General features: G+C 53.7%; 13 protein-coding genes. 5 read left to right on the top strand and 8 right to left on the bottom strand.

Going from position 1 to position 14,697, the window contains the following annotated elements; genetic code table 11:
* The first annotated feature begins 6 nt into the window (after window positions 1–6).
* Together BCA33_RS09085 and BCA33_RS09090 are read left to right on the top strand one after the other, a co-directional pair.
* Window positions 7–714 carry a TIGR04283 family arsenosugar biosynthesis glycosyltransferase gene (locus tag BCA33_RS09085; RefSeq protein ID WP_083394690.1) on the top strand — a complete coding sequence of 236 codons (708 nt, stop codon included), beginning with the start codon at window positions 7–9 and terminating at the stop codon, window positions 712–714.
* Window positions 701–1,336: a TIGR04282 family arsenosugar biosynthesis glycosyltransferase gene (locus BCA33_RS09090; RefSeq protein ID WP_071265148.1), complete on the top strand. Its 636-nt coding sequence runs from the start codon at window positions 701–703 to the stop codon at window positions 1,334–1,336. The genes BCA33_RS09085 and BCA33_RS09090 overlap by 14 nt, the downstream gene beginning before the upstream one ends.
* On the opposite strand, the gene BCA33_RS22745 is transcribed toward BCA33_RS09090, so the two are convergent.
* The 4 genes from BCA33_RS22745 to BCA33_RS09100 form a co-directional block, all read right to left on the bottom strand.
* Complete coding sequence (locus BCA33_RS22745) at window positions 1,323–1,718, bottom strand: hypothetical protein (protein ID WP_368087228.1); 396 nt, start codon at window positions 1,716–1,718, stop codon at window positions 1,323–1,325. The two genes, BCA33_RS09090 and BCA33_RS22745, sit on opposite strands and share 14 nt — an antisense overlap.
* Window positions 1,682–2,104 carry a hypothetical protein gene (locus BCA33_RS22750; RefSeq protein ID WP_368087229.1) on the bottom strand — a complete coding sequence of 141 codons (423 nt, stop codon included), beginning with the start codon at window positions 2,102–2,104 and terminating at the stop codon, window positions 1,682–1,684. The genes BCA33_RS22745 and BCA33_RS22750 overlap by 37 nt, the downstream gene beginning before the upstream one ends.
* Window positions 2,105–2,166: 62 nt before the next feature.
* Complete coding sequence (locus tag BCA33_RS09095; protein WP_368087230.1) at window positions 2,167–4,170, bottom strand: insulinase family protein; 2,004 nt, start codon at window positions 4,168–4,170, stop codon at window positions 2,167–2,169.
* A gap of 72 nt (window positions 4,171–4,242) precedes the next feature.
* Complete coding sequence (locus BCA33_RS09100) at window positions 4,243–4,542, bottom strand: hypothetical protein (RefSeq protein ID WP_071265207.1); 300 nt, start codon at window positions 4,540–4,542, stop codon at window positions 4,243–4,245.
* 373 nt (window positions 4,543–4,915) lie between these two features.
* On the opposite strand from BCA33_RS09100, the gene BCA33_RS09105 reads away from it, so the two are divergent.
* Window positions 4,916–6,901, top strand: a complete 1,986-nt coding sequence (locus tag BCA33_RS09105) for an SDR family oxidoreductase (protein WP_071265209.1) — start codon at window positions 4,916–4,918, stop codon at window positions 6,899–6,901.
* An 81-nt stretch (window positions 6,902–6,982) separates the two neighbouring features.
* On the opposite strand, the gene rnt is transcribed toward BCA33_RS09105, so the two are convergent.
* Together rnt and pyrC are read right to left on the bottom strand one after the other, a co-directional pair.
* The gene (gene rnt / locus BCA33_RS09110; protein WP_083394691.1) at window positions 6,983–7,642 is read right to left on the bottom strand and encodes a ribonuclease T; all 660 of its coding nucleotides are present in this window, start codon (window positions 7,640–7,642) and stop codon (window positions 6,983–6,985) included.
* 43 nt (window positions 7,643–7,685) lie between these two features.
* Complete coding sequence (pyrC, locus tag BCA33_RS09115; RefSeq protein ID WP_071265150.1) at window positions 7,686–8,717, bottom strand: dihydroorotase; 1,032 nt, start codon at window positions 8,715–8,717, stop codon at window positions 7,686–7,688.
* Between the two features lie 294 nt (window positions 8,718–9,011).
* On the opposite strand from pyrC, the gene BCA33_RS09120 reads away from it, so the two are divergent.
* A complete protein-coding gene (locus BCA33_RS09120; RefSeq protein WP_254774296.1) occupies window positions 9,012–9,866 on the top strand; it encodes an OmpA family protein in 855 nt (284 codons plus the stop codon).
* A 29-nt stretch (window positions 9,867–9,895) separates the two neighbouring features.
* Here the strand turns inward: BCA33_RS09120 and BCA33_RS09125 are convergent, their stop codons facing one another.
* The gene (locus BCA33_RS09125; RefSeq protein ID WP_071265154.1) at window positions 9,896–10,822 is read right to left on the bottom strand and encodes a histone deacetylase family protein; all 927 of its coding nucleotides are present in this window, start codon (window positions 10,820–10,822) and stop codon (window positions 9,896–9,898) included.
* Window positions 10,823–10,980: 158 nt separating this feature from the next.
* On the opposite strand from BCA33_RS09125, the gene BCA33_RS09130 reads away from it, so the two are divergent.
* Entirely contained in the window at window positions 10,981–13,725 is a 2,745-nt protein-coding gene (locus BCA33_RS09130) for a GNAT family N-acetyltransferase (RefSeq protein WP_071265156.1), read from the top strand.
* A gap of 35 nt (window positions 13,726–13,760) precedes the next feature.
* On the opposite strand, the gene rdgC is transcribed toward BCA33_RS09130, so the two are convergent.
* Entirely contained in the window at window positions 13,761–14,687 is a 927-nt protein-coding gene (rdgC, locus tag BCA33_RS09135; protein WP_071265158.1) for a recombination-associated protein RdgC, read from the bottom strand.
* Window positions 14,688–14,697 lie beyond the last annotated feature (10 nt).

A 14,697-nucleotide genomic window follows, 5' to 3' on the forward strand; every position in this document is an offset into this window, starting at 1 on the left:
TGTGCTTTGTCTGACCCTTTCTCGTTAAGCATCGTTGTGCCGGTATGGATGGAAGCTACAGGTGTTGTGAAAACACTTGAAGCGCTGCAGCCACTGCGTGCGCAGAGGCATGAGCTGATTGTTGTGGATGCCGACAGCACTGATGGAACGGCCAGGCTGGCAAGCCCGCTTGCGGATCGGGTGGTTCAATCGGGAAAGGGCAGGGCCGTTCAGATGAATGCCGGCGCGGCTGTTGCTAAAGGCAATGTTCTGCTGTTTTTGCACGCAGATACCCAGCTTCCTTCGAATGCATTGAGTTGTCTGGATCAGTTTTTTAAAAGCGACAAGGCCTGGGGCCGCTTTGATGTGCGTTTGAGTGGCCGGGGTATAATGTTCCGCGTGGTTGCCTGGTTTATGAATCAGCGTTCTCGGTTAACGGGCATTTGTACTGGGGATCAGGCGCTGTTTGTGCGCAGGGAGGTTTTTGAAGCTCTGCGTGGGTTTGAGCACTTGCCGATTATGGAGGATATTGAGTTTTCCCGCCGGGTTCGGCTAGTCTCCCGGCCTTTTTGTATTCAAGAACCTGTTGTCACCGATAGCCGGCGCTGGGAAAAGCAGGGTGTCTGGCGCACAATTTTCTTAATGTGGCGTTTACGCTGGCGCTACTGGCGCGGTGAGTCACCAGACGCGCTCGCTCACTCTTACCGTTCGGATGTACGTAATGCCAAAGACTGAATCCCCCAGTGTGTTGTTGATGCAATTTGCTAAGTGGCCGGAAGCGGGTCGGGTAAAAACTCGCCTTATTCCGGCGTTGGGTGTATCGGGGGCGCTGAATGCGCACGTAACGCTCACGCTTGCTGTGCTGGATAACCTGTGTGGCGCCCGCCTTCCAGTGCAGTTCTGGTGGGATAGGGCAGTAGAGTCTGTACCGGTGGATGCGCGCGAGGTTGTTTGTGATATTGAGCGGCGAGGTGTGATGCAGAAAGTACAGCAGGGCGCTAACCTGGGCGAACGCATGTTAGGTGCACTTGGTACTGGCCTGCAATCCCACGCACTGGCTCTGATTGTAGGCAGCGATTGCCCTTCGGTAGAGGCGGGTTACGTAAGCCAGGCAGTGGCTGCGCTGCAGGAATACGATGTGGTTTTGGGGCCATCCGATGACGGTGGCTATGTGCTGATTGGCGCCCGCCGGGTGGTTCCCCACATGCTTGATGATATTGAGTGGGGCACCGAGGGCGTTCTTGAGCAGACCCGTGAACGGCTCGAAGAACTGGGGCTCAGCGTTGGTTTGCTGGAGCCCCGTTGGGATGTGGACGAGCCAGAGGACTGGGCGCGTTTTCAGCTTACTTTGCAGTAACCGGTGGTTGCTGCAGGATAAGATCACGGGCTTCATTGGCACTCAACCCCTCTCCCCCTGTTACCGCGCGCAGCGCCCTGTCTCGGTTTAGCACCGCATCCTTGAAGGTGGTTTTCAGATCTTCAAGGCTGACTGCTTTAACGGCTTCCGCGAGTTGCTCACGGGAGTCGAAACCATCTGCGCCCCGGTCAATCTCGCGCCAGTAGCGCCCTGAAATTTCGCCCAACTGGCGATCCTGTTCCAGGATGCTGCTGATTACTGCCTGCTTCTCACGCTCAAGTCGTTCCTTGTTTATATTGCCCAGGGTCTCCTCAAAGCCGGTTGTGAACTCTCGAACCGCTTGGTCTATCTCGCCTTGGCTGGCGGTGGGTGATTGAACCACAAAACCCAAAGCCGGAGTTTCGAGCATCTCAAACGGTGTGGCGTACACAATGTAGCAAGCTGGCGTGTGGTGCGAATGTCCTCGTAAAACGGGCTGCTTATAATCTGGGCTAACAGGCGGAAGCGGGCGCGCTCTTCAAAACTGGTGTTCTTACCCTGGGTGTAAAGCGTGTACCCGGTGTCTGGGTGTTTTACGCTCAAGGAGACCAGCATTTCCTTGGTGGGCAGCTTGCGTACATGGCTGCGCTCAACGTGCACAAATTCACTGTTGCCCAGAACAATGGCGTTTATTTGCTGGGCCAGGTTAAGGGCGTAGGCTTGCGTAATGTTGCCATGGGCCAGCAGCACCGGGTCAACTTCTGACAGCAGCGCCTCGGTGAAAGACATGAGTTCGTCCAAGGTCACGCTTTTGGCTGCCTCGAGCTTTTCTCCGGTGCTCCAGGTGTCTTCTATAAGGCTGTTTGAATAAACTCCGATGTCTGTTCAACAGGCCGATCCTTGGCTTTGTTCTGCAGGCTGTCTATCAGGTTTTGCCGCGCGATATCAAACCTCTGCCGGGTAATCTCGGGCGTCGAGATCTGCATAAGAATGCGGTTCATCAAAGTGTGGAGTTTGTCGCTGTAGCCGCCGACGCGCACGGTGACCCCACGCAGGTGTGGGTAAATGCTGTAATCCAGACCGGCAAGGCGTGCGGAATAGGCCCAGGCATTCAGGTTGTTATTGATGCTGTCGACAAGTAATCGTGTGAGTACATGGCTGCGTGCAGATACGCGAGCAGCCGGGGTGCGCAGGCTTAAAAATACGTTGGCTTTAGGCGTGTTAAAACGAGTGTCCCGGGCAAACCAGATCGCCATGCCGTTGTTGCTCAAAAGTTCGGGCTTGCTCATGGTTTTGCCCGGTACCATGTCCAGGTTTTCTGGCACAAACGGGTTGGGTAATGGAAGCTGAAGTGCCGTGGCTAAGGCCTTTGGTGCATTAGCCTTGAGCGTTTCTGCATCCAGGGTTTCTATTTGCCAGGGTGCTTCGTACCACTGAGTCAGTTTCGGGCTTTTCAGCTCCAGCTGCGGCGCCAGCACATAGGCCATCACGTTATCTGGTGTAAGTTCTGCAAGGATCGCCCGGTATTGCTCGGGCGCGTAACGCTCCATCAGCCAAGGTGCACTGAGTATATTTTCTGCGGGATAGTCCTGAAGTTGGCTAGATAGGCGCATGGCTTCATGAATAGGTTCGCCCTGTTCACGAAAACGAAAGTCGATTCGTGCCAAACGTTGCATTTCGTCAAAGCGCTGCTGGCTAATGCCTCGTTCACGAATAATGTCTATGTAGCTGAAAACCAAAGATAGGATCTCGTCTTGCCTGCGCAGGCCCTCGGGCGTGAGTGCAATGCTGATATCCAGTGTGGCGTTCTCGCCGGTGTCCATACCAAGGCCTGCCGACAGGCCATCTGCCAGACCGTTCTTTTTGAGTACATCAAAAAGGCTGCCAGGCCCTTCATGGCCTAACAGGTTGGCTATGTAGCTGGCCGGCTTGGTGCGGTAATTCTGTTGTTGGGATGGAATTGGGAACGACAACGACAGGCTGCGCACATCTTTGATCGCTTCCGCTGTTACCTTAGCGGGCAGCGTATCTTTGTTCAGGAGGCTGGAGGTATGCGCCTGTGGTTTCAGGTTGCGGTTCTCGATGGCACCAAAACGTGCTCTTACCATTGCTTCGAGTTCGTCTAGCGGCTGCGGACCATAGACTGCAAGGGTCATGAGGTTGGCGGAGTAACGGGCTTTCCAAAACCCGATAAGGTCGGGCCGAAGCGGGTTATCTTCGGTATTTTCCAGGGTGGTCAAGTTACCGACAGCAAACTGGTGAAACGCATTCTCCGGGTTGCTGGTGGCTTTCTTGACGGAATAGAAGCGACGTCCATCTTCCTTCTGTTTGGCACTGAATTCTGAATGAACGGCGTTACGCTCACGGTCAACCAGTTCGGCGGTAAACAGAGGCGCGGCAAACTGTTGAGCAAAGCGGTCTAGCGCTGATTCGAGATAGTTTGCCTGGATATCGAAGAAGTAGTTGGTGTTACGAAACGCGGTAAAGGCGTTGTGGCTGCCTCCGTGGCTTTTGATGAACTGCTGATATTCGCCGGGTTCGGGGTATTTTTCAGTGCCTAGAAACAGCATGTGCTCCAGGAAGTGTGCTATGCCCTCCCGCTCTTTGGGGTCATCACCGCTGCCCACGGCTACGTTCATCGAAGCAGCCGCTTTGTCTGCATCCTTGTCGGATACCAGAATGGCCTGCAGGCCATTATCCAGCTCTATAAAGCGGTATTCGTTGTTATCGTTGGGGCTCTTATCTGGCGTTTGTGCAGCCATGGTAAACCCACTGAAAAATATCAACAAAAGCAGCGCAAGCACGTTTGTCGTCAGCATCTGTGTGCGGGCGTTCTTGGGGGTGCCGATATGCATAGGGCCTCTATTATCCGTTTGGGGGCTTTCAGGAAGCCTTCCTTATGTACGACCGGTAGGATGCGCTGTGCTTCAGTGCATCATTGCTTTGCGAGTCTTTTCAGGTTGCTGGTCGAGGGTTTTGCGGGCCAGGTCTGTTGCAGCTTCACCATCGAGTTCGCCGGAAGCAATACGCTCAAGCACGGTTGCCATGATGGCAACGGACTGGCGGTAATCGGCAAATTCTTCCTGGAATGCACTGTCGATTGCCTGGTAAACCGCTTGGATTTTTTGTTCCCGGTCTCCGGAATTTTTCGCCGTATCGTTGATGGCTTTTAAACAGGCGCGGGCAATGGTGATGTAGCGTTGGGTGTTCGGGTTGTCATTCTGCATGTTCTGGCTTCCGGATATCGCTTGATCTGTGAAAAGGGCTGATGCCCAAAGAGGCAATAAGTTCCTGATTATCGCATTGCTGGCAGGCTGTTTCATTGCATTGCGGTAATTCATCGCCGGGGAGGGCACAAGCCAATTACTGTGCTAGTCTCAACTGCATTGTGTCGGGTAAAAATACAGGCTTTCCAGGTAAAATTTAGAGTAATGGCTCTATTTAAAACAATAGGTTACAGAGTAAAAGCTCTAAAAAAGTCCGATACATGCAAGTTGCAATTAAGTACAATGCTGGCCTTAAAATGCCGCTACAAGACTTTTGTCTAAGGCGGCTGGCATGGATAGACAACAACAGAGCAACAAGCAGGGTGGATTATCAATGAATTATTTCCTGACGGGTGGTACCGGGTTTATTGGCCGTTTTTTAGTGGAGAAGCTGCTGGCGCGCGGTGGCACAGTGCATTTGTTGGTGCGCGAGCAATCCCAGGGAAAGCTCAACGCACTCAGAGATCGTTGGGGCGTAGATGAGTCCCGGGTAAAGGCGGTAATTGGTGACCTTACCAGTGAGAACTTGGGCATTGATGCCAAAACCCTGAAAGCTCTGACAGGAAAGGTTGACCACTTTTTCCACCTTGCAGCCGTATACGATATGGGTGCAGATGAAGACGCCCAGAAAGCCACGAATATCGACGGCACCAGGGCCGCAGTTAACGCTGCGGAAACTATGGGGGCGAAGCATTTTCACCATGTTTCATCCATTGCCGCAGCAGGCATGTTCAAGGGCACGTTCCGCGAGGATATGTTTGGGGAAGCCGAGAAGCTGGACCACCCATACCTGGCGACAAAGCATGAGTCAGAAAAGGTTGTCCGCGAAGAGTGTAAGGTGCCATTTCGTATCTACCGCCCGGGTATGGTGATTGGTCACTCTGCCACCGGTGAGATGGATAAGGTCGATGGACCTTATTATTTCTTCAAGATGATTCAGAAAATCCGTAGAACTCTGCCCCAGTGGGTACCAACAATTGGTATCGAGGGTGGCCGCCTGAACATTGTTCCTGTGGATTTCGTGGTTAATGCGTTGGATCACATAGCACACCTTAAGGGCGAAGATGGAAACTGCTTCCACCTTGTGGATTCCGACCCTTATAAAGTCGGTGAAATTCTCAATATCTTCAGTGAAGCTGGCCATGCCCCCAAAATGGGGATGCGCATTGATTCGCGTATGTTCGGGTTTATTCCGCCGTTTATCCGCCAGAGCCTGAAAAACATGCCGCCGGTAAAGCGTTTGACCGGTGCTCTGTTAGAAGACATGGGTATTCCGCGCTCAGTGCTGTCTTTTATCAATTACCCCACCCGTTTTGACGCTCGTGAAACCGAGAGAGTGTTGAAGGGAACTGGCATTGAGGTACCTCGTCTGCCGGACTATGCACCGGTAATCTGGGATTTCTGGGAGCGCCATCTGGACCCGGATCTGTTCAAGGATCGCACGCTTAAGGGCACCGTTGAGGGCAAGGTGGTGGTAATCACCGGAGCGACCTCCGGCATTGGTTTGGCGACAGCCGAAAAGTTGGCAGAGACTAACGCTATTCTGATTATTGGCGCCCGCACCCGGGAAACGCTGGATCAGGTAGCCGCATCACTGGAAGCCAAAGGTGGCAACGTGCACGCCTACCAGTGTGATTTCTCCAACATGGAGGAGTGCGACCAGTTTGTAAAAACCGTTTTGGATAACCACGGTCATGTGGATGTGCTGGTGAACAACGCAGGGCGCTCTATCCGGCGCTCGCTGTCGTTGGCGTTTGATCGTTTTCACGATTTTGAGCGCACCATGCAGCTCAACTATTTTGGTTCCGTGCGCCTGATCATGGGCTTTGCGCCTTCCATGCTGGAACGCAACGGCGGGCACGTGGTGAACATTTCATCCATTGGTGTTCTTACCAACGCGCCGCGTTTCTCTGCCTATGTGGCATCGAAATCAGCGCTGGATGCATTCAGTCGGTGCGCGGCATCTGAGTGGTCTGATCGCAACGTAACGTTTACCACCATCAATATGCCGCTGGTGAAAACGCCGATGATTGCACCCACAAAAATTTACGATTCGGTGCCGACCCTTTCGCCGGAAGAGGCTGCAGCCATGGTTGCAGACGCGATTGTTTATCGCCCTAAGCGGATTGCTACACGCCTTGGGGTGTTTGCCCAAGTGCTGCATGCTGTTGCACCGAAGATGGGTGAGATCGTAATGAACACTGGGTATCGCATGTTCCCGGATTCATCTCCGGGCGTAGGTGGAAAGACCATTGAACGGCCAAAGGTTTCCACAGAACAAGTGGCATTTGCGGCTGTTATGCGCGGTATTCACTGGTAGGTAAAGGTTTTGGCAAGTTGAATCAAAAAAACCCGCTTGGCGGGTTTTTTTGTGGGTGCTGTTTGCGGGATAAAGCTTGGGTTATTCGTCTTCATCCGAAATCATTATTGGTGGCGGAAAGCCGCCAAGATCCAGCCAGCGATTTACGATTCCGCAAAACAGATCTGCTGTTTTTTCTGCATCGTAAGCTGCGGAGTGCGCTTCTTTATTGTTGAACGGAATGCCCGCCAGTTTGCACGCCTGTGCCAGAACTGTGTGGCCATAAGCCAGGCCCGCAAGAGTGGCCGTATCGAATGTCGAAAACGGGTGAAACGGGTTTCGGCGGATATCTGCCCGCTGGGCGGCAGCGAATACGAAATTGTGGTCAAACGTTGCGTTGTGGCCAACCAGAACCGCGCGTTTGCAATCGTGCGCCTTAACCGACTTACGAATGGGGCTGAATATTTCACTCAAGCCTTCGCGCTCGGGTACCGCTTCACGGTCTGGATGCCAGGGGTCGATTCCGGTGAAATCCAGCGCGGACTGCTCCAGATTGGCACCCTCAAACGGATCAATCTGCTGCACGTGGGTTTCAGCGCGGCGTATTCGGCCGTCGTCGTCCATTGTCAGCATGACCGCCGCTATTTCCAGCAGAGCATCGCGTCCCGGGTTGAATCCGCCTGTCTCCACATCAACAACAACAGGTAAAAAACCGCGGAATCTGCGGGACATGGGGTGCGGTTGTCTGTTCTCGTCAGTCACTAAAACTCCGGTCTTGGCCGTTTATCAGGAAAATGGGGTAGGTTTACGCTAAGCGCCAGTTGATGGTTTCGCCAGCTTTCAATGGAACGATGGTACCACCTGCCAGAGGCAAATCATCCGGCATGGACCAAGGTTTTCTCACCAAAGTGATGGTGTCGGTATTTCGTGGCAGGCCGTAGAAGTCTGCGCCGTTAAAGCTGGCAAAGGCTTCCAGTTGGTCAAGAATGCCAAGCTCTTCAAAAATATCTGCGTACAACCCAATGGCACCATAGGCGGAATAGCAGCCTGCGCACCCGCACGCAGCTTCTTTTTTGTCCTTTGAATGCGGGGCCGAGTCTGTGCCCAGAAAAAACCGCTTGTCGCCGCTGGCAATGGCATCTCTCAGGGCCTGCTGGTGTCGGTTGCGTTTTAGAATTGGCAGGCAGTACAGATGAGGTCGAATGCCACCGACCAGCATGTGATTGCGGTTGTACATGAGGTGCTGGGGCGTAAGCGTTGCCGCAAGATTGTCGCCTTGGTGGTGGCGTACAAACTCTGCCGAATCTGCGGTGGTTATGTGCTCAAGCACGACCTTGAGGTTGGGGAAGGCTTTCAGGGTTGGGGTAAGAACCCGCTCAAGAAATACCTTTTCCCGGTCAAAAATATCTATGTCTGCATCGGTCACTTCGCCGTGAACAAGCAGCAGCATTCCGCACTCGGCCATGGCTTCTAACACCGGGTAGATATTGCGAATATCTTGCACGCCCGAAGCTGAGTTTGTGGTGGCGCCGGCTGGGTACAGCTTGGCGGCGACGATCCCTTCTGCGCGAGCCTCAAGGATGTCTGAGCGAGAGGTGGATTCTGTGAGGTATAGCGTCATCAACGGCTGGAAATTCGTGCCCTTGGCGGCGGCCACAATTCGGTCTCGGTACGCTGAAGCTTCAGCTGCACTCGTTACGGGAGGCGCAAGATTGGGCATTATGATGGCTCGCCCGAAACAGGCTGCGGTCGCAGGTACCACGTCGTTTAGAACATCGCCGTCGCGAACGTGGAGGTGCCAGTCGTCGGGGCGCACAAGTGTAAGTTGTTCGGTCATGAGCTGGTTCCGCAATACCTTCTAAGAGCTGGTAAAAGGGCGTAGAGGGCGCCTTCACTTTGGATGGCACGTCGACCCTGAAAAATTTTGCAGATTATAGCAGAAGGCGCCGGTGATTGTTTTTCTCCTGAGCAGCTAAAGAACATTCTTTGGGTGCCGTTAAACAAGGTAACGACTCATTACCCGTGAGCTACCAGTCTCACTGTTACGGCATTCTCTATGGCGCTTTTTACGGTAACCTGCTTCCACAAAAAAACGCTGAACCTGTTGGGTGTGCTGGCGCTGGCTACCTTAATGCCTGGATATGCCGTAGCCGCAAGCTATGGAGCCGGCATTGAAAACAGCCAGTGGTATCTTGCCGAATCCGTATTCGAATGCTCTCTGGTCCACGAGGTTCCGGGATATGGCCGGGCTGTATTTCGGCACAGAGCCGGAGAAAATCTGGCTTTTTTCCTGGAATCCGACGCGCATCTTATGCGGCCTGGCCGAGGCTCTCTGATTGTTGAGGCCCCAGCATGGAGGCCAGGCGTTGCCCCAAGGCCTGTGGGCATGGTGAAGGTGACTGACGGGCGGCGCCAGGTATCTCTTGAACCACGCCAAGCGGCTATTGTTGCGCAAAGCCTCCTTGAGGGGATGCAGCCGACCGTTACCCGGGCTTCCTGGTACGATGGCAACCCTGTTCGTGTACAGGTTTCGAACATCAACTTTAGTGGCCAGTACCAGCAATATCGTTCGTGTGCTGCGAATCTTCTGCCGGTGAATATTGATCAGGTAGGGCGCTCAAGAGTGACCTTCGCTACAGGTAGCCAAAAGTTGTCACAAGCCGATATGAATCAATTGGATAATATTGTGGCCTACATCATGGCCGACACTACTGTAGAACGGGTATTTGTGGACGGACATACAGACGATATTGGTAGCCGAATCGATAACCGGGCTTTGTCTGAGGGGCGTGCAAGCGTAGTGGCAGATTATTTAGAAAGTAGGGGGGTCGACCCGGATTTAATAACTGAAAGATCCCATGGCGATAGGTACCCAGCGTCCCGCAGCCGGGCTGAAAATCGCCGCACAACGATCCGTTTACAGCGGGAAGGCGAGCGTCCGGGGCTTCAGCAAGCCAACGGATACGGCAGTGTGTCAGCTGGTTGACGCGCTGCAGCTAACCCGCAAAGCTGATCCTAGTAAACCGAGCTCATAACTTCCAGGTGGGCATTCACGCCTTCTGCGAGAGCTTTCAAATCGTAGCCACCTTCCAGAGTTGAAATGATTCGATCGTTACTGTGCTCGCTTGCGATGCCTACCAGCATTTCGGTAAGCCAGCGGTAGTCTTCAGTTTCCAGGTTAAGTTCTGCCATGGGATCCAGGCGGTGGGCATCAAACCCGGCTGATACCAGAATGACTTGGGGCTTGAACGCATTCAGGCGCTTTATCCATCCATCCTTCACTCGCTTGCGATACTCGGTAGCAGAACACCCGGCTTCGATAGGAATATTCACGATGTTGTCGGCTTGCCGGTGCACGTGGGAGTTTGGAAATAGAGGGTGCTGAAAGCTTGAGCACATCAATACGCGCTCGTCTCCACTGACGATATCCACTGTGCCATTACCTTGATGCACATCAAAATCAACAATCGCTACCCGATCAAGATGGTGAAAATTGAGCGCGCGCATGGCAGCAAGGGCAATGTTGTTGTAAAAACAGAAACCCATGGATTTGCTGCGCTCGGCATGGTGGCCGGGGGGGCGCGCGCAGATGAACGCGTTAGTGACCTGGCTGCTCATGACCATATCCACGGCCTGAATGTTGGCACCCGCCGCCAGCCTTGCTGCGCGCAGGGTGTCTGGCATCATGGCGGTATCTGGATCGGTGAACACACGCCCTCTGGTAGGTTGCATCATGTCGAGCTGTTGTAGGTAGCGCTCGGGGTGCACGCTTAAAAGTTGGTCTCGGGTGATTTCCTCCGGGCGAACCCAGTCGAGCTTCTCAGCGATTCCTGTGTCGGCGATGTAGCTGATAATGGCTGCCAGGCGGGCAGGGCTCTCGGGATGCTCCGGCCCCATGTCGTGTTTCATGCAGTCATCGTGAGAAAAAAATGCGGTGGTCATAAATCTGGAAACGTCCCGACTTTGCTAGTATTTTCTTCAATCCTATCAGGGATAATCTGATTACGCCGTGTTTCTTTCGTCTGATAGCGGCAGTAGGCATTTCACATCGGTTCATCTATGCCTAAGATAGAGCAAACACATACTGAAGGAGAGTCAGTTTGGGCACCCGATACCTGGAGAGTCTGTTTAACCCTGCGTCCATAGCTGTCGTAGGGGCGTCGGAGCGGGCAGACAACCTTGGCGGTATGGTGTTAAGAAACCTGATGAGCGGCGGTTACCCGGGCAAACTTCTGGTGGTTAACCAGAACGATTATGACAATGTGCACGGTGTGCCCTGTGTCAAAAAAGTGTCCAAAATGGAGTTTTCGCCCGATCTTGCCATTGTTTGTACGCCTCCGGAAACAGTGACCAAGACCATCCGTCGCCTGGGCGAAGCGGGTGTGCGCACGGCAATAGTCATGACAGGTGGTATGTCTCGTACCCATAGTAAAACCGGTACGCCCCTGATGTATGCGGTGCGGGAAGCTGCAAAGGAAACCGGCATTCGAGTACTTGGTCCGAATACGATTGGCCTTATAGTGCCGGCGAGAAGCCTGAACGCCACATACGCGCACATGGGTGTCTTGCCCGGTCGCGTAGCCTTTGTTGGCCAGTCCGGCACCATTGCCAGCTCGGTGATTGACTGGGCGTTTGCTCGAGGGGTTGGATTCTCCTATTTTCTTACCCTTGGCGATGGGATGGATATCGATCACGACGACCTGATTGATTATCTGGCCCAAGACACCCAGACCCGCGCCATTCTTCTGCATATTGAGCATATTCCCAACCCCCGGCGGTTCATGTCGGCCGTGCGAGTGGCATCCAGAACCAAACCCGTGATTGCTGTAAAATCCGGGCGAGTGCCAGCCTCTGAATGGCTAACCCATGAGCTGCCTGACGGCATCAGACGTAGCGACCCTATATACGATGCCATGCTACAGCGTGCGGGGGTGCTGCGGGTTGACGGGCTTGGCCAGATGTTTGATGCGCTGGAAACGCTTACCCGAATGCGCCCGCTGCGTCGGGAGTCTCTGGCCATTATGGCGAACGGCGTGGGCCCCGGTGTTCTGGCGGTTGACCGGCTAGCGGATTTGGGGGGGGAGCTTGCCAATTTGTCTGACTCAAGCATCAACGCTCTTGCGGAGCTATTGCCCGCGTATTGGACACGCAAGAACCCTATCGACCTGAACTACGACGCGTCCCCGGAGCTTTATGGTAAGGCCATCAAGATTCTGGCCAAGGATCCCGAGATCGCCAACGTGCTGGTTATGTACGCGCCCAGCTTGACGGAAGATAGCCTGCAGATTGCCGATGCAGTGGTACAGGCGGCAAAGGGCACGCGGCTTAATATTTTCACCTGCTGGCTTGGGCAGAGTACGGTAATGGAAGCTCGCGAGGAGTTTTATCGCGCCGGTGTGCCATCATTCTTTAATCCTGAAAAAGCCGTGGTTGCCTTCATGCAGCATGTGCGCCACCAGCGTGTACAGCGCCTGCTGACAGAGACTCCCGAATCCTTTACCGACCATTTTTCAGACCACACGAAAACCCGGCGCGTGGTTATGAATGCGCTTCGTTCGGGCCGCAATCATTTGTCGAGCCAGGAAGCCCGAGAGGTAGTGCGTGACTACGGGATCAATACCATTGAGACGATTTATTGTGACGACGTAGATGAGGTTATGGGCGCCTTTGCCATAGAGCGCCGTCCGGTAGACGTTACGATCATTCACGAGCAAGCCTGCCATCCGTTTGTAAATCTAACCGTTTCTCAGCGTCGCTATAAGGGCACAGTTCAGAAGCTGAACAGCGAAGCGGCCATTATCGATGCCTGCCATTTCCTGATGGACGAATACCAAAAGCACTTTCCGACGAGCGGGTTTCTTGGCTTCGCCATGCAGCGTTCTTACCAGCATGTGGGTGGCATTGAGTTTAGCGTAGGCATTACCAGAGACGCGCAGTTTGGTCCCTTGGTGGTTTGCGGTGCGTCGGGCGCTCATATCAATGTGATGACGGATCGCCAGATTGCTCTGCCGCCGCTGAATATGGTTCTTGCGCGTGAGCTTCTGCGCCGCACGTATATGTACAAACTGCTCAAGGAGCACAGCCTGAAGCCTGAGTCGGATATCCGGGCGGTTTCGGAAACACTGGTTACCCTGTCCCAGATTGTTATTGATATCCCCGAGATCCGCGGGCTTGAAATCTCTCCGCTGCTGTTCAATGAACAGGGTGCCGTAGCCGTTAACGTGGCTATCAATCTCTCCAAAACACCTGGCAAACCAATCATTCAGCCCTACCCGAGAGAGCTTGAGGAGTGGTTGTTGCTGCCAAAATCTGGCCGACGGGTGATTATCCGCCCGGCGCTAGCAGAGGACGAGCCGTCACACCGGGTCTTCCATGAGCTTCAGTCACCGGAATCCATTCGTTATCGATTCTTCCAGTATCGTAAGCATTTTACCCGTGAAGACGTCGCGCAGATGGTGCAGATTGACTACGACCGGGAAATGGTTTTTATCGCCAATGCGCCAAAAGAAGATGGCGAAGGAGATGAAACCTTAGGCACCGTACGAACCTGGACAGATGCAGACAACTTGCAGTGCGAGTTCGCTGTGATGGTTCACGACAAGATGAAGGGGGAGGGGCTTGGTGTTGCGCTCATGCAAAAAATGATCGATTACTGTCGCGCCCGTGGCACGGTGGAAATGGTGGGTGATGTTCTGGCGGACAACCGTCCAATGCTGCAGCTGGCCGAACACATGGGGTTTGAGATTAAGTACAACCTTGAAGAAGAGGTGATGGACTTGCGGCTGGTGCTGAACGAACCAGAAAACGACTGGCAGAAGGAGCGCCTTGGAAAGAACGCCCACTGAGGCCTTTTTGTGCAAGGCCTCAGTGGCGTGGGGGATTACTCTTCGACGATGGCCGAACGGTCTTCGCCGCCCAAGACTTCCAGTAAGCCTGGAATCAGCTTGGACAGTTCCAGGGTCATGATGGTGAAGGCTGCATCAAACTTTGCCACAGCGTCATCCACATCCACGTCGTCGAGTTGATCCTGAAGCGTTTCGCCAAACTTCAGACGGCGAATGCCCATCTCCTCATCCAGAACGAACGATACGTTGTCGTCCCAGGTCAGGGCCAGCTTGGTCACTTCCATCCCCGCATTCAGGTGATTAAGGATTTCGTCTGCTTTTAGGTTTAACCCTTTGCAGCGGACTACACCACCGTCTTCCGAAGGGTCTTTCAGTTCACACTCATCGCCGAGCACCACGGTGCCGGGCAAGTCGATGGTTTCATTCAGCCAGCTGGTAAAGGTGAATATTGGAGCCTGTTCCAGAACTGGCGGGCGTACGGGCAGGGAGCCCAAGCTTTTACGCAGGGTTGAAGCCAGGTCTTCGGCCTGTTTTGCGGAGCTGGCATCCACAACCAGAACGCCGTCTTTCGGTGCCAGATAAGCAAAGCTTCGGCGGTTACGCGAAAATGCCTGGGGCAGCATTTCCAGCATCACTTGTTCTTTGATTTCGTCTTTTTCTTTGCGACGAACCTTACGCCCCTGCTCAATTTCAATGGCCTCGGCCTTTTCTTCAACCGCATCCTTCACAACAGGCCCTGGCAGAATCTTCTCTTCCTTGCGCAAGGCGATTAGATGATAACCATTGGCACTGTGAACAAGCAGCTCACCGTGCTTGCCAAGAGGTGGAACCCAGCCTTGGCGAGCGGTTTCTTGTGGGCCACAAGGCTTGAATGCATCTGCGTTGAGCTTTTCCTCCAGCTCTTCAGCAGAAATATCGAACGGCTTGGTAAAACGGAAAACGCGGGCATTGCGAAACCACATCAGGTTTGAT

This window comes from Marinobacter sp. AC-23 (assembly GCF_001858325.1).
GTDB lineage: Bacteria > Pseudomonadota > Gammaproteobacteria > Pseudomonadales > Oleiphilaceae > Marinobacter.

Excerpts from the sequence above, each read along its gene's own strand:
- BCA33_RS09125 (WP_071265154.1), bottom strand. The coding sequence starts at position 10,822 with ATGACCACCGCATTTTTTTCTCACGATGACTGCATGAAACACGACATG.
- BCA33_RS09095 (WP_368087230.1), bottom strand. The coding sequence starts at position 4,170 with ATGCATATCGGCACCCCCAAGAACGCCCGCACACAGATGCTGACGACA.
- BCA33_RS09090 (WP_071265148.1), top strand. The coding sequence starts at position 701 with ATGCCAAAGACTGAATCCCCCAGTGTGTTGTTGATGCAATTTGCTAAG.
- BCA33_RS09120 (WP_254774296.1), top strand. The coding sequence starts at position 9,012 with ATGCCTGGATATGCCGTAGCCGCAAGCTATGGAGCCGGCATTGAAAAC.
- BCA33_RS09100 (WP_071265207.1), bottom strand. The coding sequence starts at position 4,542 with ATGCAGAATGACAACCCGAACACCCAACGCTACATCACCATTGCCCGC.
- rdgC (WP_071265158.1), bottom strand. The coding sequence starts at position 14,687 with ATGTGGTTTCGCAATGCCCGCGTTTTCCGTTTTACCAAGCCGTTCGAT.
- BCA33_RS22750 (WP_368087229.1), bottom strand. The coding sequence starts at position 2,104 with ATGTCTTTCACCGAGGCGCTGCTGTCAGAAGTTGACCCGGTGCTGCTG.
- BCA33_RS09105 (WP_071265209.1), top strand. The coding sequence starts at position 4,916 with ATGAATTATTTCCTGACGGGTGGTACCGGGTTTATTGGCCGTTTTTTA.
- pyrC (WP_071265150.1), bottom strand. The coding sequence starts at position 8,717 with ATGACCGAACAACTTACACTTGTGCGCCCCGACGACTGGCACCTCCAC.